We start from the raw sequence: 21,816 nt of genomic DNA on the forward strand, positions 1-21,816 counted from the left end.
AAGAATAAGTTATATGAGAATAATTTTAACATCAGGTGGAGAGTCAGAAAACTATTTTGATTTTTTAACAGGTTTTATAAAAACAAGGTTACCTATTTTACAAAGGCAATTTCGTCAAGAAAACCCATCAACAGAGGTTGATATTCCAGAATTGATAAAAAGTTTTATTGAAGTCAATATAGGAGAAAATGTTCAAATAAGTGGTGGAGTAAGTACCATAGAAAGGTACCAAAACATACGAGATAAGTTAGCTACTATCAATGTATCTATAGAATCGATTTATCTTAAAAATCGCACCTACTACGATAATTTAACAGATAAAAAAAGATATGATATAGAAGTACATTCTAGATGGACAGGGCATACCTTAGAAGAGTTAGAATATAACCAAAATAGAGATAACCAAGAATTACAAAACTTGGCTACAGTTATAGAGCAAGATGGAGTACAAGTTGTATGGATTACTTAATTTCTCTAATAGCGAGAACTTCTTACTAGTAAAAACAAAGGAAAGAATAAAAAATTAAAACAACATTAAATATGAGTTTAATAAAAACCAATTTAAAAACAGAAAAAAGAGGAGCAAAACAACCCAAGAGTATCATACCACCACCTCCATCATCATAACACTAAAGTTATTTAGAAGCAAAAAGGTAAAATAGGCTAACAAAACAGCAAAAAAAGCTGGTAGGAACACAAAACCAACCAGTAGGAGCGCGAAACTAATGAGTAGGAACACAAAACCAACAAGTAGGAATGCAAAACGAACGAGTAGGAATAGCAAACAAACCAGTAGGAACACAAAACAAACCAGTAGGAACACAAAACAAACCAGTAGGAACACAAAATAAACAAGTAGGAATAGAAAACCAACAAAGAGTAAGGGAGAAAAGTTAGAAAAAGAAGAAGGAAAACGCTAAAAAAAAATAAAAAAATGGCAAAGAATAAGAAATCAGAGGCTGCACTATTAGAGCAATGGCATGTAGCCATAGAATCAAGTGATTTATTCATAAAGTTTACCTTAAACAATCAAGAAACAGATAGATCTTCAGGGAGAAATGAAGTTGCATCAAGAAAAAGAGTAGCAAACACTTCGCAAAACTACCCTCTATTATTAAAAATCGCTTTAAATCTCTTAAAAAAATGAAAAAACCAAGAAGCAGGGAATTAAAGGGAAAAGGCTAAAAGCAGACTAAGATAATCAGGATTCGCTTAAAGTGTTAAAAATAAAAGTACGAGCTTGCCCTAATGCAATTAGGTAAACAACTCTGGTGTTCTGTTTTATTATTTAACTTTGTAGAAATAATATTTATTGTCATGAGAAACATTCTATTTTTAATCTTTTTAAGCTATTTAATTTCTTGTAAATCAGAAATCGACCCCAAAAACCGAATTAAAGAAGATGTTACTTTTTTGGCTTCGGATCAATTAGAAGGAAGACAAACAGGAACTCAAGGCGAAAAAAAAGCCGCCAAATATATTGCTAACCGTTTTAGAGAATTGGGTTTACAGCCTAAAGGAACACAAGAATATTTACAACCTTTTACTTTTAAGCCAAAAACAAATCCTCATGACGAAGTTAAGTTTAATGTAAATGGAGATGGAACCATTACTGGTAATAATGTGATTGGTTATATTGATAACAAAGCTGAAAACACCATAATTATTGGCGCTCATTACGATCATTTGGGGTTTGGTGGCAAAGGTTCTTTGTACAAAGATGCTATAAAAATGGTGCATAATGGTGCAGATGATAATGCTTCTGGTGTTGCAATTCTGCTAAATTTAGCTTCTAAATTGAAAAAGAAAAACACCAATAATAACTATTTATTCATGGCATTTTCTGGCGAAGAAATGGGCCTTTTAGGTTCTAACTACTTTGTGAAAAACCCCACAATTAATACCAAAAAAGTATCTTATATGATAAATATGGATATGGTGGGTCGTTTAAAAAAAGATAGTACTTTGGCTGTTTACGGCACTGGAACTTCGCCAATTTTTAAGCAAGTTTTAAAATCGCATAACCATAATTTTAAATTAATTCAACAAGAATCTGGTGTTGGACCAAGTGATCACACAAGTTTTTATTTGGCAGATATTCCTGTATTGCATTTTTTTACAGGACAGCATGAAGATTATCACAAACCAGGAGACGATTCAGAAAAACTAAACTACGATGGAATGTATTTAATTGCTGATTATATTTTTAATTTAATAACAGATTTAGATGATAATGGAAAATTAGCTTTTAGTAAAACCAAAAATGAAAGTGAAAATTCTCCTCGTTTTAAAGTGGCTTTGGGAGTAATTCCAGATTATATGTTCGATGGAAAAGGAATGCGAATTGATGGAATTTCCGAAGACAAACCCGCACAAAAAGCGGGCTTACAAAAAGGCGATATCGTTGTTAAATTAGGAGATAGTTTAGTAACCAATATGATGAGCTATATGCGTGCGCTATCTGTTTTTGAAAAAGGAAATAAAACAAAAGTAGTTGTAAAAAGAGGTAAAAAAGAAGTTGAGACAACCGTTATTTTTTAATTCAATTCTAAATCTTTCTTATTTCGAATACGCTAAATAGAGTTTCTACACTTTGGCTCTTGGGTATTTTTGAAAATAATTATTTAAAGATTGCCATTCTTACCAACATTATTTTTATGTTAAGCCTAGGTTTTGGACGAATTTTAAGTTTGTTTTTAGATGGAACCCCAATTTTCGTTTATATTTTCGGCACTTTTGCTGAATTGTTTCTTGGGTTTTATGGAGTTTAGATTTTGAAGAAATTTTCTAAAACCATCTAAAAGTACGATGCGCTAAATACCTACAAGGTTTTTGAAACCTTGTAGGAAAACACTAATTTTGCAAAAAAATAAATTCGATTTTGGTAAAAATAGGCAACATAGAATTACCCGATTTTCCACTTTTATTAGCACCCATGGAAGACGTTTCGGATCCACCATTTAGAGCTTTGTGCAAAGAAAATGGGGCAGATGTTGTTTATACAGAATTTATTTCTTCGGAAGGTTTAATTAGAGACGCTGCAAAAAGTGTTATGAAATTAGACATTTATGAAAAAGAACGTCCTGTTGGAATTCAAATTTTTGGTGCGAATTTAAATTCGATGTTAAAAACGGTAGAAATTGTCGAGAAATCGAATCCAGATATTATCGATATCAACTTTGGTTGCCCTGTAAAAAAAGTCGTTTCTAAAGGTGCTGGCGCAGGAATTTTAAAAGACATCGATTTAATGGTTTCGCTTACAGAAGCCATGGTAAAACACACAAATTTGCCCATTACTGTAAAAACACGTTTGGGCTGGGATCACGACTCCATTAGAATTGTAGAAGTTGCAGAACGTTTGCAAGATGTGGGCTGTGCAGCCATTTCTATTCATGGTAGAACGCGTGCACAAATGTATAAAGGAGATGCCGATTGGCAACCCATTGCAGAGGTAAAAAACAACCAAAGAATGCACATTCCTGTTTTTGGAAATGGTGATGTTACAACACCAGAAAGAGCTATGGAAATGCGCGATAAATATGGGTTAGATGGCGCTATGATTGGTAGAGCTTCTATTGGGTATCCTTGGTTTTTTAATGAAGTAAAACACTTTTTTAAAACTGGAGAATATTTGGCAAAACCTACAATTGCACAACGCGTAGAAATGGCAAGAAGACACTTACAAATGGCCATTGATTGGAAAGGACCTGTTTTGGGGGTTTTTGAAACCAGAAGGCATTACACCAATTACTTTAAAGGAATTCCGCATTTTAAAGAATATCGAATGAAAATGGTTACTTCAGACGATGCAAAAGATGTTTTTGCTGCTTTTGATGAAGTAGAAGCCAAATTTGGAAATGCGATTATTCCTGAATATGAGTAATTTTATCTTTCAATAAACACTTCAGAAATTCTACTGCTTGCAATTCTCGCCGCTAAATATCCCAAAATTGTAATGGTTAGAATTACAATAAACAAGTTCGAAAAGCGAAACTCTACTGGATAAGCCAAATCTGGAACAATCATAAAAAGTTCGAACTTCTTTTGAAGAAATACCAAAAGTATCGCTAAAAAAAGTCCAATACACATTCCAAAAAGAGTTAGCAAAAACCCTTGTAATACAAATATTTTTTAATTTCTTTTACAGAAGCTCCTAAGCTAAGCAGTGTTTTTAGGTTTTGTTTTTTGTCGATAATCATCATAATAATTGCCCCAATAACATTAAATAAAGCAATAATAACAATTAGTGTAAATATTAAATAAGAAACAAAATTCTCTGTATTAATTACTTTATAAAGCACTTCATTTAATTGTTCTTTGGTTTGTATTTTAAAATCTGTGCCTAATTTTTCTTGTAAATTCTCTGCCACCAAATTGGCCTCGTTCGAATTTTTTAATTTTAATTCTAAACCTGTAATTTCGTTTTCTTGAAATCTTAAAAGTTCAGATGCATCTTTAAAATCTACAAAAACATATTTGCCTTCAAAATCTTCTGTACCAGAGTAAATGCCAACAATTTGGGTTTCTAGCTTGTAAAATGGTTGTCTAGGATTTATAAAACCGGTTCCAGGTTTTGGTACATTAATTGTTAATGGCTCTCCATAATTTAAAATTCCTAAAGAAAGTTTGTTAGAAATTCCTCTTCCTATTACAGCTGTATTTCTAAAATCTCTTTGAAGCCAAGTTCCTTGACTTAAGGAAGAATCTATTTGTGTAATTTGGACATAGTTTTCATCTACACCTTTTATATAGGCAATTTCACTTTTATCGTTATATTCTAAAAAAACACGTTCTTCTATTACTTTTGATATGATTTCTATGAGAGAATTATCTGCTAGTATTTGTTTTGTCTTATCATCTAACAAAAAAGATTTTCCTTTTGTTGTTGTTATTTTAATATCTGGATCAGAAAAATCTAAAAACCTATAATTAAATGTTTTTAAGCCAGAAAAGCCAGAAAGGATAATAAAAAGTGCAAAAGAGCCCACAATAACACCAAAAGAAGCGATTATTGTGATAATATTTATGGCATTATTGCTAGTTTTTGTAAATAAATATCTTTTAGCTATAAACAAAGGGAAGCTTAAAGATTTTGCTTTCGCGCTATCTGACATTGTAAGAATTTAGATTTTTTTACGTTTTGGCAAAATATCAGGATTTTTAATAGGGTTTTCGTCCTCGCCTTTTAAAGATTTATCTATATCTTCTATATAATCTAAAGTATCGTCACCAAAAAATAATAATTCTGGCATTCTTCTTAATTGATTTCTGGTTCTTTTTGCCATTTCATGACGAATTAAAGGTGTATTCGATTGAATTCCTTTTACAATTTCGTCTCTTTTTTCTGAAGGAAAAATACTTAAATATACCTTTGCAACTCCCAAATCTGAAGTTACATAAACTTTAGAAACAGAAATAATTACTCCTTTCATTCCATCTTGTGCTGCCTTTTGTAACACATCTACCAAGTCTTTTTGTAAGACTCCCGCTATTTTTTGTTGTCTGTTTGTTTCTTCCATAGTACAAATTTACAATTTTTTAGAGAGTTAAACTCTTTCTTATAAAAACAAAAATCTCAAAGTATTGGCTACTTTGAGATTTGTAAAGTTTATAATTTGTATTCTTAGTCTGCTAAGATAATCGCTTTGTTATCATTTAATTCTAAAGTACCAGAGTTTATGGCTAAGGTAATTACTTTATCATCGTCTATTTGTTGTTCTAATTTTCCATGCAAATCGTCTAAAACTAAATGGTCTTGAGAATGTACATGAATTTTAACAACACCTTCTTTTAAAATTGAAACGATAGGTGCGTGATTATCTAACATTTGAAATTCTCCATTTACACCAGGAACAGATACTGCATCTACTTCTGATGAAAATAAAATCGCCTCTGGCGTTACAATTTCTAAAAACATATTTTTAGTTTTTAGTTGTTAGTTGTTAGTTGTTAGTGTGTAACTGCCAACTGCAACTGCCAACTGATTGATTTTTTTAAGCTTCTGCTAACATTTTTTCTCCAGCATCAATTGCATCTTGTATAGAACCTCTTAGGTTAAATGCAGCTTCTGGATATTTATCGAGTTCACCATCCATAATCATATTAAACCCTTTAATGGTATCTTTAATATCAACTAAAACACCAGGAATACCTGTAAATTGTTCAGCTACATGGAATGGTTGAGATAAGAAACGTTGTACACGTCTTGCTCTGTGAACTACTAATTTATCTTCTTCAGATAATTCTTCCATACCTAAAATTGCGATAATGTCTTGTAGTTCTTTATATCGTTGTAAAATTTCTTTTACTCTTTGTGCACAATTATAGTGTTCGTCACCTAAAATTTCTGCAGATAAAATTCTCGAAGTAGAATCTAAAGGATCTACTGCAGGATAAATACCTAATTCTGCAATTTTACGAGACAATACTGTTGTTGCATCTAAATGCGCAAAAGTTGTGGCTGGTGCTGGATCTGTTAAATCATCTGCAGGCACATAAACTGCTTGTACAGAGGTAATTGAACCTTTTTTAGTTGATGTAATACGTTCTTGCATTGCACCCATTTCTGTTGCTAATGTTGGTTGGTAACCTACTGCAGAAGGCATACGCCCTAATAATGCAGATACTTCTGAACCTGCTTGTGTAAAACGGAAAATATTATCTACGAAGAAAAGTACGTCTTTTCCTTGACCATCTCCTGCTCCATCTCTAAAATATTCTGCAATTGTTAAACCAGATAATGCAACACGTGCACGTGCTCCAGGTGGCTCGTTCATTTGCCCAAATACGAAAGTTGCTTTAGAATCTCTCATTCCAGCTTTATCTACTTTAGATAAATCCCATCCGCCTTCTTCCATAGAATGCATAAAATCGTCTCCGTATTTAATAATACCAGATTCTAACATTTCACGCAATAAGTCGTTTCCTTCACGAGTTCTTTCACCAACTCCTGCAAAAACAGATAAACCACCATGACCTTTGGCAATATTGTTAATTAATTCTTGAATTAGTACAGTTTTACCTACTCCTGCTCCACCAAATAACCCAATTTTACCTCCTTTTGCATATGGTTCAATTAAATCAATTACTTTAATTCCTGTAAATAAAACTTCTGTAGAAACAGATAAGTCTTCGAATTTAGGTGCAGCTCTATGGATTGGTAAACCATCATTTCCTTCTTTCTTTAAGCTTCCTAAACCATCAATTGCATCTCCAGTTACGTTAAACAAACGACCATAAATATCGTTTCCAATTGGCATTTGAATAGGGTTTCCTGTAGCAATAACTTCAACGCCTCTGCTCAATCCATCAGTAGCATCCATAGCAATGGTTCTAACTGTATCTTCTCCAATATGTTGTTGTACTTCTAATACTAAAATAGAACCATCAGCTTTTTTAATTTCTAATGAATCGTAAATTTTAGGAAGTTCTGTGTTTTCTGTATCGAATTCAACATCAATTACTGGCCCAATAATTTGAGAAACTTTTCCTGTTGTTGTAGACATTCTGTATCTAATTATAATTATTATTTATGTTTTGAGATTTAGCATCTCATTTTCAGGTTGCAAAGGTAATTCTTTTGTATGTAATTAAAAAAGTTTTTAAATTAAAAAAAACAACTGTGATACAAAATAAAAAGCCTCACCATAAAGGTGAGGCTTTTGCTTATAAATTTTTAAGAAGAATTATTTCTTGTTTGTTACTTTAATAACAACTCTTCTGTTTTGAGCTCTACCAGCTCTTGTTTTATTTGTTGCGATTGGCTCTCCTTCTCCATAACCAATTGCTTCTAATCTTGTTGTACTAATTCCTTGTTTTACTAAGTAGTCTCTTACAGCGATTGCTCTTTTTTCTGACAATCTTAAGTTTAATGGAGCAGAACCTGAACTATCTGTGTGACCTTCAATTACAAAAGTAGCTTGCGGGTTGTTATTCATAACTCTTACTACTTCGTTTAACTTATCAGTAACTCCTGGTTTGAAAGAAGATTTACCTACGTTAAAGAAAATTGATTTTGCAACCTCTCCTACAACAGTTTCATCTTCAGCAGTAATTACTGGCTTAGGACATCCGTTGTTAGATGCTGGACCTGCAACAGAAGGGCACTTATCGTCTTTATCTAAAACACCATCTCCATCTGTATCTGGCCAAGGGCAACCTCCATTAGACACAGGACCTGCAACTGAAGGACATTTGTCGTTTTTGTTGATGACACCATCTCCATCAGAATCTGGACAACCTTTGTTAGCTTTTGTTCCTTTATCGTTAGGACACATATCGTCTTTATCTGCAACTCCATCTCCATCAGAATCTGGACAACCGTTCATTGCAGCTAAACCAGCTACGTTAGGACAAGCATCATCAGAATCTTTGATTCCATCTCCATCTGCATCAGGACAACCATTGAATTCTTTTAAACCTGCAACTTCTGGACAAGCATCGTCTTTGTCATATACTCCATCTCCATCTGTATCTTTTCCACCAAATTGAATTACTAAACCTAAAGTAGTTTGGTAGTGAGCTCTTACTTTATCAGCAAAACCTTTTTTGGTTCCTGTTTGGAAGTTTAAACCTAAGTTATCGCTAAACCAAGTGTTAAAACCAATACCTGCGTTTAACATACCTTCTCCACTTGAATCAACAGAAGTATAACCTCCTCCTAAATATACATAAGGATCGAACCAACCTGTTTCTCCAATTAAATTGTTAATGTCGTACTTTACGATAGCGTCCACCCCCCAGTATAGGAAATCTGAATCGTTTTTTTCAACTAATGTTTCAATTTTGTTTAAAGACCCAGCTAATTGTAAAGAGAATCCTTTGTCTAGATATCTATCTACAGAGATTCTAGAGATGGATGGTAATACATTCCAGTCGCTATTACCAAATAAATCTTTAACCTGAGTACTGAAGTCATCAGTATTATAAAAATCTACATTGTTTAATCCAAAACCTACAGCCCAAGGGTTGTTTTCGTCTTGTGCATTTACGTTGCTAACTGTTACCAACGCAAACAAAGCTATCACAGCTAATTTTAATCGTTTCATTATCAAATTTTTAAATTAAAAGTTCGTTATTTTAATTGCAAAAGTAAGTTGTTAAAACTTATCTACAAAGACAAATCTACAAAATATTACTAAAATTACAAGTTTTTTTTAATTATTCTAAATAACATTTAAGCTTTTTCCTACTTTTTTAAAGGCCATAATTGCTTTGTCTAAATGTTCTTTTGTGTGTGCTGCAGATAACTGTACTCGTATTCTAGCTTTTTCTTTTGGAACTACTGGAAAAAAGAAACCTATTACATAAATACCTTCTTCTAGCAACTTATTTGCCATGGTTTGCGATAATTTGGCATCATACAGCATTACTGGAACAATGGCTGCATCTGCACCTACTAAGTCGAATCCTGCTTTTTCCATTTCTGTTCGAAAGTAATGGGTATTCCATTCTAATTGGTCACGTAAAGTAGTATCGTTAGAAATAATATCGAATACTTTTAAAGATGCGCCTACGATTGCAGGAGCTAAAGAATTGGAAAACAAATAGGGTCTTGAACGCTGGCGCAAAATTTCTATAATTTCTTTTCTACCAGTTGTATAACCACCCATTGCCCCTCCTAATGCTTTTCCTAAGGTTCCTGTAACGATATCTACTCTATCCATTACGTTTTTAAGCTCTACAGTTCCTCTTCCTGTTTTGCCTATAAAACCGGTTGCATGGCATTCATCTACCATAACCAACGCATCGTATTTGTCTGCTAAATCGCAAATTTCGTCTAATTTAGCTACAATTCCATCCATAGAAAAAACACCATCTGTAACAATAATTTTAAAACGGTGGTTTTGTTTATTGGCTTTTATTAACTGTTCTTCTAATGATTGCATATCGTTATTATTGTAACGATATCTGGCAGATTTACACAAACGAACACCATCTATTATAGAAGCGTGATTTAAACTGTCGGAAATAATCGCATCGTCTTTGGTTAATAAAGGTTCGAAAACACCGCCATTTGCATCAAAACAAGCTGCGTATAAAATAGTATCTTCAGTTTTGTAAAAGTCTGCTATTTTTTCTTCCAATTGTTTATGGATATCTTGTGTTCCGCAAATAAAACGAACAGAAGACATTCCAAATCCATGAGAATCTAAGGTGTCTTTTGCTGCTTGAATTACTTCTGGATGGTTCGACAAGCCCAAATAATTATTCGCACAAAAGTTAATAACTTCTTCGCCTGTGGAGATTTTAATTACTGCATCTTGAGAAGACGTAATAATACGTTCCGATTTGTATAATCCTGCGTCTTTTATTGCCTGGAGCTCACTCTTTAAAGTATCTTTAATTTTTCCGTACATTTTTTATTGTGTTGATTTAGAAGTTACAAAGTTACAAAGTTTATTTTCTTTGCTTATACTTCAACAACATCAATTTCTTCATTTATATATATAAGCAGTTTTTTATTAACTTTAAAATGCATCGATTTTAAAACATCTTCGTAGTTTTTTAATTGCTGATGATGTTTTTCTAACAAAATACCTGTTTTATAATCGATAATAGTTACTTCGTTATTTGTAGTGAAAACCAACCTATCTGGAATTATAATTTGATGATTCGCAGTTACAATCTCTCTTTCATTAAAAACAGTTACTTCATCGGAATAATAAAACCCTAATTTTGGATGATTTACAACTTTTACAACTTTTTCTTTGATGAGTTTTGTTTGATTTTCATCTAAAATACCTTGTTGTTCATATAAATTTACGACTTCTTCAATTTGACAATTTGTTTTTATTTTCGAGAATATTTCGTGTAATAAATTTCCATAATCGATGGCTTCTCCTTGAACAGTATCCCACAATTTAGATGCACCAGCCAATAAAACAATATTGTGTTCTTTCCATGGTGTTGCCATAAATTTTTTGTGAATTTCTGCTATAGAATTATCTTCTTTCTTATTACTAACTCTCTTTTTATTGCCAAATGAATATTCTAACAAATCGTTATTCCAAAGCGATTTTTCTTTTAAATAATTGATAAAAAATCCTGAATAAAATTTTAAATCTTCTTCTTTATTTTTACCCACCAATTTTTTATCTGTAATGATATGTAATTGTTCTACAGCTCTCGTTAATGCAACATATAGCAAATTAAAATTATCTAACTCTAAGGCCTCTCTTTGCGAATTAAAAATCTCTAAACCTTTTGCATTTACATAACTTAAATCTCGATTATAAGGCACCAATAATTCTTGAAAATTTGTATAACTTTCTGGCAATTCATCTAACCAAACTTTTGGGTTTATTTGTCGGTAAATATCTACATTGCATGGAAAAAGAACTACTGGAAATTCTAAACCTTTCGATTTGTGAATCGTCATTACCTGAACCGCATTTGCACTTTCTGGCGCAACAATGCTTAATTTGTCTTTTTTAAGTTCCCAAAAATCTAAGAAATCTTGCACATTGGTTCCTTTTCTTTGTTGTTCTAAAACAACATCTAAGAAAAACTGCACGTATGCATCTGATGAATTTACCAAACGAAAACCTCTTATAATTGCTTCCATTTTTTCGTAAAAAGGAAGCTGATGAAAGATAGCAGTCTTAAAAGTTACACCATATTTTTTTAAGATTTGAAAAATAATTGCATTGGTAGATTTTGCAAACGTTTTTAAGAATTGATGCTTGGGTGTTTCCATTTTTAAATGTTCGTGTAAAAAATACAACATTTCGAAACGAGATTCCTGATCATTTGGGTGTTGTAAAACCTGCAAAACATTTATTATAAAATTAACTTTTGCATTATTTTGAAGCAATAATGTTTCCGACGAAATAATATTGATGCCGTTTTCTGACAAGTAATTTGCAATTGCAACTCCGTCTTTTTTAGTTCGTGTTAAAATGCAAATTTCATCTAAAGAAAAATCATTTTCGAGCTCTTTTATTTTATCGAAAACTTTCTTTGGGTATTTTAATTTATCGGCTTCTTTATCATCCTCTTTTTCTAAAAAAGAAAGTGATACAAATCCGCCTTTTTTAGGGTTTTCTTTTTGCTGGTTTCCTTCGAAAAATAACTTTTTATAAGCTTCATTTTGAAGAAATCTCGACGAATGTTGAAAAAACGAATTATTAAAATCGATAATTTCTGAATAGCTTCTAAAATTGGTTTCCAATTCTTTAATGTCTTTGGAAACTTGAAACAGATTTTTACCATCTTTTGTCTCTGAACCTAAATTGATAAACTGCTCCGCTTTTCCTCCACGCCACCTATAAATGGCTTGTTTTCCATCGCCCACCAACATTAAATTGCTGTTTTCTTGCGCCAAAGCATTGTCTATTAACGGAATTAAATTTTGCCATTGCAACACAGAAGTATCTTGCATTTCATCAATAAAATAATGCATAAAACGTTGCCCAATTCGTTCGTAAATAAAAGGTGCTGGTTGGTCTTTTATATTGTCGGAAATTAACTGATTAAACTCTGCATTTAAACGAATGTTATTTTCTTCTTTTAGGCTATCTAATTCTGCATTTATATTGTTTAAAACGGCTAAAGGTATGATGCTTTTTAAAGCCAATTTGTTCATTAAAAATTGCTGATAAATTACTTGAGATTCTCGAAAAAAATCGATAATTTGTGGTACAATTGCATCTATAGATTCACAAATTTCTGGCTTGGCTGTTTTTGTGTAATATTGATTATTTGCAATCGCTTTTTCAATGGTTTCGCTTCTTTTTATAAAATCGATATTTGCTGATTTTTCACTTAAATCTGCAAAAAATTTAGGTACGGTTCCTCGTATAAAATCTTTGGGTGCTAACCCTGCAGAATTTATTAAATTTAAACAATTTTGCCCAACTTCTTTTAGCGATTTTTTTAATTCTTTTTGATGTGCGAAAAGCTTCGATTTTAAATTCGTAAAATCATCTAAATTTTTATCTGCCAATGCTCTAAAATGTTTGTGATCGTCTTCATTTAAAAGAATTTTTGCAAAATCATTTAAATCTTTAGAAATGTCCCAAGATTTATCGTCATCGGTTTTATCGAGCGAATAATCTATGAGTAATTTTGTGAGTTTTTCGTCTGTGCCTATTTTAGATATTAGTAAATCTACAGCTTCATTCAATAGAGAAACTGCATCCATTTCTACTTCAAAATTAAGTGGCAAACCCAAATCGTATGCAAAATTTTTGATGATTTTATGGGTAAAACTATCAATCGTAGTTATTGAAAATGCAGCATAATTTTGCAGAATTGCCTCTAAAATTTTCTTGCTTCGTTCTCGAATTGTTGGTTTATCGACAGAAATTTCTTCAATAATAATTTTAAATAAATCGTTTTCTTTTCCTTTAGAAAAATCTTCTAAATTTTCTAAAACGCGCACTTTCATTTCGCCAGCGGCTTTGTTGGTAAAAGTGATGGCTAATATTTTCTGAAAACGAAAAATATCGTCGGAATTTAGTACAATTTTTAAGTATTCTTTTACAAGTGTAAAGGTTTTTCCACTTCCTGCAGAGGCATTGTAAACTTGAAAAGTAGATGGTTGATGCACAATTTATTTCTAAAAATGAATTCTACGAATTTAGGTTTTTACACAGAGATTCGCAAAGAAATTACGGAAATAAAAAAGACATAGGATTTCGCAGATTTGCACGGAACATTGTACAGAAAATGGTTTCATAAAAGCTGTTAAGAAAACTATAAAGGCAAACTCAAAGGTATTTTTTTTCCTTTGGGAAAAGGGTTTTCTACCCTAAACCCACATCTAAAGACATCATTACTATAAAACCGCCAATAAAGCCAAGTGTGGCAATATCTGTATATTTGTCTCTTTGTGTTTCTGGTATTACTTCTTCTACCACCACAAAAATCATGGCTCCAGCTGCAAATGCTAAGGCATAAGGTAAAATCGGTGTAAAAAACGACACTGCTAAGGCTCCTAAAACTGCAGCAATTGGCTCTACAACTGCAGATAATTGTCCGTACCAAAAACTTTTTAATCTACTTACGCCTTGCCTTCTTAAAGGCATTGCTACTGCAAAACCTTCTGGAAAATTTTGAATTCCAATACCAATTGCCAGCGAAATTGCGGCGATAATCATTTCTGTTTGTTCTACACCTACCAAGGTAGATGCTGCACCGAATAAAACCCCAACAGCCAAACCTTCAGGAATATTGTGTAAAGTAATTGCTAAAACTAGCAAGGTTGTTTTATGCCATTCAGTCTTTACCCCTTCTGCTTCGTTTTCTTTAAAATTTATGTGTAAATGCGGTAAAATTTTGTCCATTCCAAATAAAGATAAGGCTCCAAAAGCAAAGCCAATTGCTGCAGGTAAAACTTTTACAAAACCGTCTCCATGGCTATTTTCTATGGCTGGTGCCAACAAACTCCAAAAACTTGCAGCGACCATTACACCTCCTGTAAAACCTAGCATTCCGTCTAAAACAGCTCTGTTCGCATTTTTAAAGAAAAATACCAATGCAGCTCCTGCAGCTGTTAAACCCCAAGTAAAAAGAGAGGCAAAAAATGCTGCTTGTATAGGATGCTCTTTTCCAAATTCTACTAATTGATCGAATGTATTCATTTTTTTGTATGTATAAATTATTTGCTATTTTATTAGAAATGGATAGTTTTTTACCCTCAATTAAGATCGATAGAGAATCGTCGAAATCTTCTTTTTCTAAAATGGTTATTTTTTTTCCTAAAGTAATGCCTTTTTTATCTAAATATTGCAAAAATTCTGAAGAAGAATCATTTACCCCAACACAAATTCCGCTTTCGTTTTTAGATAAAGTAGATAATAAGCTTTTTTCGATGGTTTTTAAATTTCCTTCTTCATCTGGAATGGGATCTCCATGAGGATCGTGTGTTGGAAAAGCTAAAAAAGCATCTAATTGATTGATGAGTTTTGGCGATTTTATATGTTCTAATTGTTCTGCAACTTCGTGTACTTCATCCCAAGAAAAATTAAGTTTATCAACCAAAAAAACCTCCCAAAGCCTGTGCTTCCTAACAACATTTGCGGCTATTTTTTTTCCATAATCTGTTAATTTTACACCTTTATATTTTTTATAAACCACAACTTCTTTTTCGGAAAGTTTTTTAATCATATCTGTAACAGAAGATGCTTTTGCATCAATTTTTTTTGCAATTGCATTGGTACTAATTCCTTTGTTAGAAATAATTTCTAATTTATAAATCGCTTTTAAATAGTTTTCTTCTGAAAGTGTAAACATTTTTACTTATTTAGACATACAAATATATAATTTTAAATTTAATTAAATATATTTTTAGTCTTGTCTAAAAATATATTTATATTTGCCAAAAACAAAACGAAAACACGATATTAAAATTGTTATTTTTATTTAGATTAATTATAAATAACGATTAGATTTGCATCAAAAATATCAATTATGAATCTTAAACCACTAATTTTACTACTTACTCTTTTAAGTGCAAATACCATTTTATCGCAATCGAATACTATCTCAGGTAAAGTTTTTAGCAACGCTAATGCTTTGCCTTACGTTAATGTGTATTTAAAGGGTACAAAAATTGGAACTTCAACAGACGAAAACGGATATTTTCAACTTAAAAACATCCCAAAAGGCACTTATTTTTTAGTTGCTAGTAGTGTTGGTTATCAAACGAAAAAAATAAAAATTACTTTAAAAGATAACCAAAATATTACACGCAATTTTAATTTAGAAGAACATGTATCTTTAAACGAAATTGTTATTTCTGGTACGTTAAGACCTGTAACAAAATCCAATAGTCCTGTTCCTGTAGAAGTATATAGTAAAACGTTTTTTAAGAAAAACCCTACTCCATCTGTTTTTGAATCGATGCAAAATATAAATGGAGTTCGACCACAATTAAACTGCAATGTTTGTAACACTGGCGATATTCATATTAACGGCTTAGAAGGGCCTTATACGTTTGTTTTAATTGACGGAATGCCAATTGTAAGCGGTCTTTCTACAGTTTATGGTTTAACAGGAATTCCGCAAGCCTTAATCGAAAGAGTAGAAGTTGTAAAAGGACCCGCATCTACTTTGTATGGCTCTGAAGCTGTTGGGGTATTATAAATATAATTACAAAAAAGCCTTCGAATGCGCCACAATTAACTACAGACGTTTTGTCTAGTTCTTGGGGAGAAGTAAATACAGATATTGGTTTGCGCTATAAATTGTCTAAAAAAACACAAGGTCTTTTAGGCGTGAATTACTTTAATTATCAAAATAAAATCGACAATAACAATGACGGATTTACAGATTTAACACTTCAAAATAGAATTTCAGTTTTTAACAAAGTAAATATTAAAAGAAAAAGTAACAAAGTTTTTACCATTGCAGGACGTTATGTTTACGAAGATCGATGGGGAGGAGAATTAGATTGGGAGCGCAAATTTAGAGGAACTGATATAAAATACGGAGAAAGTATTTATACTAATCGTTGGGAAACCTTTGGAACCTATCAATTGCCAACATCAGAAAATATTAATTTTCAGTTTAGTGCAAATGGGCATTATCAAGATTCTTTTTATGGAACAGACAAGTATGATGCTAAACAAATTATTGGTTTCGGACAATTTGTGTACAACAAACAAATTGCCAAAAAACACAATTTATTGGTAGGTTTGGCTTACAGATATACTTTTTATGATGATAGTACTTTTGCCACTTTCGAAGAAGATGGTGTTACAAACAAACCTTCTATAACGCATTTGCCTGGCGTTTTTGTACAAGATGAAATTGCTTTAAACAATCAAAATAAACTATTATTAGGAGCAAGATGGGATTATAATAGTTTGCATGGCAATATTTTTTCGCCAAGAATAAACTATAAATGGAATTCTAAAGATAAATCCGATATTTTTAGAGCTAGCATTGGTAATGGTTTTAGAGTTGCTAATGTTTTTACCGAAGATCATGCTGCTTTAACTGGTGCAAGAGAAGTAGAATTTGATGGCGAGTTAGAACCAGAAACTTCTTGGAATGCAAATGTAAATTATGTAAAAAAAATAAATACAGATAATGCTTTTATTACTTTAGATGGAAGTGCTTTTTATACCTATTTTAACAATCGTATTTTGCCTGATTACGAAACAGACCCAAACAAAATTATTTACGCAAATTTAGATGGTTTCTCTGTTTCTAAAGGAATTTCTTTAAATACAGACATTATGTTTACAAATGGTTTATCTATAAATGCAGGTGCCACTTTAATGGATGTTTCTATCACAGAAAATGGTATAAAAACAAGACAATTACTAACAGAAAGTTTTAGTGGAGTTTGGTCTATTTCCTATAAATTTAATAGCAGTTTTTCTATAGATTATACAGGAAATGTTTATGGCCCAATGAGACTTCCATTAATTAGCGATACAGATCCAAGAGCCCCTAATTCGCCATGGTTTAGCATTCAAAATATTCAGTTAACCAAAAAATTTACCAATCGTTGGGAATTGTATGGAGGTGTAAAAAACCTTTTAAATTTTACACCAGCCGCAAATAGCATTGCACGTTCTTTTGATCCTTTCGATAAAGAAGTTGTTTTTGATGCAAGCGGACAAGCAATTGCAACGCCAAACAACCCAAACGCTTTAACATTCGACCCAAGTTATGTATATGCCTCTAACCAAGGAATTAGAGCGTTTTTAGGGCTAAGATATACTTTGTTTTAATGCTTTAAAAATTTTATATTTTATGAAAAAAATAGGGCTCTTTTTAATTTTATTCGGAAGCTTAGCAACATTTTCTCAAAAAAAACAAGCAAAATTAAGTGTTTATACATTTGCAGAAGTAGAGAAAATTCATCAACAAAAACCAAAACCTATTGTTGTTTTTATTTCTACAGATTGGTGTAAAATTTGTTTCGGAATGAAGCGTACAACGTTTAAAAACAGCGAAATTATACAATTGTTAAACGAAAAATTTTATTTCGTAAGATTAAATGCAGAAGAAAAAAAAGACATTACTTTTTTAGGAAAAACATTTGTTCACAAACCCTCTGGAAACAACACTGGCACGCATGAATTGGTAGAAGAATTGGCCTCTGTAAATTCTAAAATAAGTTACCCAACAACCGTTATTTTAAGCTCGGCATTTACAATCGATTTGCAAATACCAAATTATATAAATAGTGCTACTTTTTTAAAAGTTCTCAAAAAATACTCAGTAGAAAAAACCTAATAATATGGTATAAACTACAGTCCCCAAAGTCTAGGGTTTAAAACCTAATTCCAAAACTATAAACAATTACAGTCTTCAAATTTATTATCATAATTTGGCGAATTATTTGTTTTTTATAAAAAGATTGCACATAAATATATTATAATCTTTAAGAAATTAAAATAGGAAATGGTTTTTTATTAACGAACGCCTTACATTTGCATAAAATTTAGTACGTTGAGCAAACAACATATTGTAAATCAATACCAAAAATCTGCAAATGTTTCGCAGATTGTTACAGCCCTTCAACAAGAAAAAAACCATTTTCAAATTTCGAATTTGGTAGGTTCTTCGTTGTCTTTTGTAATTTCCGAAACTTTTAAAAAAGCAAACAAACCTTACCTTTTAATTTTTAATGATAAAGAAGAAGCCGCCTATTATTTAAATGATTTAGAACAACTTTTAGGAGATAAAAATGTGCTTTTTTATCCAGGATCTTACAGAAGGCCTTATCAAATCGAAGAAACAGATAATGCCAATGTTTTATTACGTTCCGAAGTTTTAAACAGGATAAATTCTCGTAAAAAACCCGCTGTAATTGTAACCTACCCAACTGCTCTTTTCGAAAAAGTAGTTACTAAAAAAGAGTTAGAAAAAAATACGCTAAAAGTTACGGTTGGCGAAAATTTATCATTAGATTTTGTAAACGAAGTGTTATTCGAATACAAATTTAAACGTGTAGATTTTGTTACAGAACCAGGAGATTTTTCGGTACGTGGAGGAATTATAGACGTTTTTTCTTTTTCGAATGACGAACCTTATAGAATCGAATTTTTTGGGGATGAAATAGATAGCATTCGTTCTTTTGATGTAGAAACACAACTTTCTAAAGAGAAATTGAAAAAAGTTTCCATCATGCCAAATGTAGAGAATAAAACCCTACAAGAAAGCAGAGAGAGTTTTCTGAAATACATCTCATCAAAAACCATCATTTTTACCAAAAATATCGATTTATTGGTTGGAAATTTAGACAAGTTCTATCAAAAAGCAGAAGAGGCTTTTAACGATTTATCTAAAGAAATAAAGCACGCAAAACCAGCTGAATTATTTTGCGATGGAACTTTTATAAAAAATCAGTTACACGATTTTTTATTAGTTGAAATGTCTCCTCGAGCGCAGTCGAGAGGTCTTTCTGAAATCAATTTCAATACAATTCCACAACCTTCATTTAATAAAAAATTTAATTTATTAATTGCTGATTTAAACGAACATCATAAAGCTGGTTTTACCAACTATATTTTCTGTGCAAACGAACAACAAGCCAAACGTTTTCATGATATTTTTGATGATGCAGAGCAAGAAGTACATTACGAAACTGTTGTTTTTCCATTATACCAAGGTTTTGTAGATGTTGATAACAAGTTGGTTTGTTATACAGATCATCAAATTTTTGAACGATATCATAAATTCCGATTAAAAAATGGTTACGCCAAAAAACAAGCCATTACACTTCAAGAACTAAATAAACTGGAAATTGGCGATTATGTAACACACATGGATCATGGAATTGGAAAATTTGGTGGTTTACAAAAAATTGATGTTCAGGGCAAAAAGCAAGAAGCTATTAAATTGGTTTATGGCGAACGAGATATTTTATATGTAAGCATTCATTCGCTTCATAAAATTTCTAAATTCAATGGTAAAGATGGTAAAGCACCAAAAATATACAAATTAGGTTCAGGAGCTTGGAAAAAAATTAAACAAAAAACCAAAGCCAGAGTAAAACACATTGCTTTTAATTTAATTCAATTATACGCAAAAAGAAAACTCCAAAAAGGTTTTGCTTATGGCCCAGATACCCACATACAGCACGAGTTAGAAAGTAGTTTTATCTACGAAGATACGCCTGACCAATACACAGCTACACAAGCAGTAAAAAACGACATGGAAAAAGAGCAACCTATGGATAGGTTGGTTTGTGGTGATGTTGGCTTTGGAAAAACAGAAGTGGCTGTAAGAGCTGCTTTTAAAGCAGTTGATAATAGCAAACAAGTTGCGATTTTGGTTCCTACTACAATTTTGGCATTTCAACATTACAAGACTTTTTCTGAAAGATTAAAAGATTTTCCTATTAAAATAGATTATTTAAATCGTTTTAGAACCGCAAAACAAAAAACAGAAACCATTAGTGGTGTAAATGATGGTTCTGTAGATATTATTATTGGCACACATCAATTAACAAATCAAAAAATAAAGTTTAAAGATTTAGGTCTTTTAATTATCGATGAAGAACAAAAATTTGGTGTTGCTGTAAAAGATAAACTCAAAACTTTAAAAGAAAATGTAGATACGTTAACCTTAACTGCTACTCCAATTCCTAGAACGTTGCAGTTTAGTTTAATGGCAGCAAGAGATTTATCTGTCATAAAAACACCACCACCAAACAGGCATCCTATAGAAAGCCACGTAATTCGTTTTTCGGAAGAAGCAATTCGCGATGCTATTTCGTACGAAATCTCAAGAGGAGGGCAAGTTTTTTTTATTCATAATAGAATTGAAAATATAAAAGAAGTCGCTGGTTTGTTACAAAGACTGGTTCCTTCAGCAAAAATAGGCATTGGTCATGGACAAATGGAAGGCAAAAAACTAGAGCAATTAATGCTCGGTTTTATGGATAATGAGTTCGATGTTTTAGTCTCGACAACCATTGTAGAAAGTGGTTTAGATGTACCAAATGCAAACACCATTTTTATTAACAATGCCAATAATTTTGGCCTGTCGGATTTACATCAAATGCGTGGTAGAGTTGGGCGTTCGAACAAAAAAGCATTTTGTTATTTTATAACACCTCCTTATCATATGATGACAGACGATGCTAGAAAACGAATAGAAGCCTTGGTTTTATTTTCGGATTTAGGAAGTGGAATTAACATTGCCATGAAAGATTTAGAAATTCGTGGTGCTGGAGATTTATTGGGTGGCGAACAAAGTGGTTTTATTAATGATATTGGTTTTGATACCTATCAAAAAATATTGCAAGAAGCCATTGAAGAACTGAAAGAAAATGAGTTTGCAGATTTGTATCCAACAGACAGCTCCAAACCTAAAGAATATGTAAAAGAGGTACAAATAGATACCGATTTCGAAATTTTGTTTCCTGATGATTATGTAAATTCAGTTACTGAAAGATTGGCTTTATACAACAAATTAGCAACGCTAAAAAAAGAAGAAGAATTACAAACTTTTGAAAAAGAAATTACAGACAGATTTGGAGAAATACCTAAGCAAGTCTGCGACCTCTTAGATTCTGTAAGAATAAAATGGTTGGCAAAAGAATTGGGGATCGAAAAAATGATTCTAAAACAAAAAAGAATGCTTGGTTATTTTGTTGCAAATCAACAAAGTGATTTTTACCAAACTGAAGCATTTTCTCGTGTGTTAAAATACGTGCAACAAAACCCAAAAAGTTGTGTGATGAAAGAAAAACAAACCAAAAACGGTTTGCGATTGCTTATTACTTTTATAAAAATTGATTCTGTAAAAACGGGACTGAATATTTTACAGAAAATATAAGTTTGTGATGTAAATGGCTCTATTTATTAGTTCTTAATGCACATTTTTTTAATTAATTTTATAGAGTTT

The 21,816-nt window shown here is 31.8% G+C and carries 17 protein-coding genes and 2 pseudogenes; 9 read left to right on the forward strand and 10 right to left on the reverse strand.

The features are described from left to right. Positions 1-13: 13 nt before the first annotated feature. The 6 genes from JL193_RS08135 to dusB all read left to right on the forward strand — a co-directional run bounded on the left by JL193_RS08135 (position 14) and on the right by dusB (position 3,883). The gene (locus tag JL193_RS08135) at positions 14-469 is read left to right on the forward strand and encodes a hypothetical protein (RefSeq protein WP_207973303.1); all 456 of its coding nucleotides are present in this window, start codon (positions 14-16) and stop codon (positions 467-469) included. A gap of 287 nt (positions 470-756) precedes the next feature. After that, positions 757-897 (forward strand): hypothetical protein, encoded by a 141-nt coding sequence (locus JL193_RS08140; RefSeq protein WP_207973304.1) that lies wholly within the window; start codon positions 757-759, stop codon positions 895-897. 37 nt (positions 898-934) lie between these two features. Next, the gene (locus JL193_RS08145; RefSeq protein ID WP_207973305.1) at positions 935-1,147 is read left to right on the forward strand and encodes a hypothetical protein; all 213 of its coding nucleotides are present in this window, start codon (positions 935-937) and stop codon (positions 1,145-1,147) included. 170 nt (positions 1,148-1,317) lie between these two features. Beyond that, complete coding sequence (locus tag JL193_RS08150) at positions 1,318-2,541, forward strand: M28 family peptidase (protein WP_207973306.1); 1,224 nt, start codon at positions 1,318-1,320, stop codon at positions 2,539-2,541. Between the two features lie 59 nt (positions 2,542-2,600). Continuing rightward, complete coding sequence (locus JL193_RS08155) at positions 2,601-2,771, forward strand: DUF4345 family protein (RefSeq protein ID WP_243456872.1); 171 nt, start codon at positions 2,601-2,603, stop codon at positions 2,769-2,771. Between the two features lie 110 nt (positions 2,772-2,881). Next, positions 2,882-3,883, forward strand: coding sequence for a tRNA dihydrouridine synthase DusB (dusB, locus tag JL193_RS08160; protein ID WP_207973307.1), 1,002 nt, complete (start codon positions 2,882-2,884; stop codon positions 3,881-3,883). A 2-nt stretch (positions 3,884-3,885) separates the two neighbouring features. Here dusB and JL193_RS17170 read toward each other — a convergent pair whose 3' ends face one another. The 10 genes and pseudogenes from JL193_RS17170 to JL193_RS08205 form a co-directional block, all read right to left on the reverse strand. Next, complete coding sequence (locus tag JL193_RS17170; RefSeq protein ID WP_243456873.1) at positions 3,886-4,089, reverse strand: hypothetical protein; 204 nt, start codon at positions 4,087-4,089, stop codon at positions 3,886-3,888. A gap of 11 nt (positions 4,090-4,100) precedes the next feature. Continuing rightward, positions 4,101-5,114, reverse strand: a complete 1,014-nt coding sequence (locus JL193_RS08165; protein WP_243456874.1) for an ABC transporter permease — start codon at positions 5,112-5,114, stop codon at positions 4,101-4,103. A 9-nt stretch (positions 5,115-5,123) separates the two neighbouring features. After that, the gene (rbfA, locus tag JL193_RS08170; protein WP_207973308.1) at positions 5,124-5,519 is read right to left on the reverse strand and encodes a 30S ribosome-binding factor RbfA; all 396 of its coding nucleotides are present in this window, start codon (positions 5,517-5,519) and stop codon (positions 5,124-5,126) included. A gap of 104 nt (positions 5,520-5,623) precedes the next feature. Further along, positions 5,624-5,917, reverse strand: coding sequence for a F0F1 ATP synthase subunit delta/epsilon (locus tag JL193_RS08175; RefSeq protein WP_207973309.1), 294 nt, complete (start codon positions 5,915-5,917; stop codon positions 5,624-5,626). A 76-nt stretch (positions 5,918-5,993) separates the two neighbouring features. Continuing rightward, a complete protein-coding gene (atpD, locus tag JL193_RS08180; RefSeq protein ID WP_207973310.1) occupies positions 5,994-7,505 on the reverse strand; it encodes a F0F1 ATP synthase subunit beta in 1,512 nt (503 codons plus the stop codon). Positions 7,506-7,685: 180 nt separating this feature from the next. After that, on the reverse strand, positions 7,686-9,047 hold the full coding sequence (locus JL193_RS08185) for an OmpA family protein (protein ID WP_207973311.1): 1,362 nt from the start codon (positions 9,045-9,047) through the stop codon (positions 7,686-7,688). A 117-nt stretch (positions 9,048-9,164) separates the two neighbouring features. Beyond that, complete coding sequence (kbl, locus tag JL193_RS08190) at positions 9,165-10,358, reverse strand: glycine C-acetyltransferase (protein WP_207973312.1); 1,194 nt, start codon at positions 10,356-10,358, stop codon at positions 9,165-9,167. Positions 10,359-10,411: 53 nt separating this feature from the next. Continuing rightward, positions 10,412-13,552, reverse strand: coding sequence for a UvrD-helicase domain-containing protein (locus JL193_RS08195; protein ID WP_207973313.1), 3,141 nt, complete (start codon positions 13,550-13,552; stop codon positions 10,412-10,414). A gap of 196 nt (positions 13,553-13,748) precedes the next feature. Continuing rightward, a complete protein-coding gene (locus JL193_RS08200; protein WP_207973314.1) occupies positions 13,749-14,585 on the reverse strand; it encodes a ZIP family metal transporter in 837 nt (278 codons plus the stop codon). Position 14,586: 1 nt separating this feature from the next. Then, positions 14,587-15,237: pseudogene (locus tag JL193_RS08205) on the reverse strand (metal-dependent transcriptional regulator); the annotation flags it as partial. A gap of 177 nt (positions 15,238-15,414) precedes the next feature. Between JL193_RS08205 and JL193_RS08210 the strand changes: the two are divergent. From JL193_RS08210 to mfd, 3 genes and pseudogenes are all read left to right on the forward strand, one after another. Further along, a pseudogene (locus JL193_RS08210) lies at positions 15,415-17,687 on the forward strand (TonB-dependent receptor). Positions 17,688-17,709: 22 nt separating this feature from the next. Next, on the forward strand, positions 17,710-18,195 hold the full coding sequence (locus tag JL193_RS08215) for a thioredoxin family protein (RefSeq protein WP_207973315.1): 486 nt from the start codon (positions 17,710-17,712) through the stop codon (positions 18,193-18,195). Between the two features lie 216 nt (positions 18,196-18,411). After that, entirely contained in the window at positions 18,412-21,747 is a 3,336-nt protein-coding gene (mfd, locus tag JL193_RS08220) for a transcription-repair coupling factor (protein WP_207973316.1), read from the forward strand. The last annotated feature ends 69 nt before the right edge of the window (positions 21,748-21,816 follow it).

This window comes from Polaribacter batillariae, assembly GCF_017498485.1.
GTDB classification, from domain to species: domain Bacteria; phylum Bacteroidota; class Bacteroidia; order Flavobacteriales; family Flavobacteriaceae; genus Polaribacter; species Polaribacter batillariae.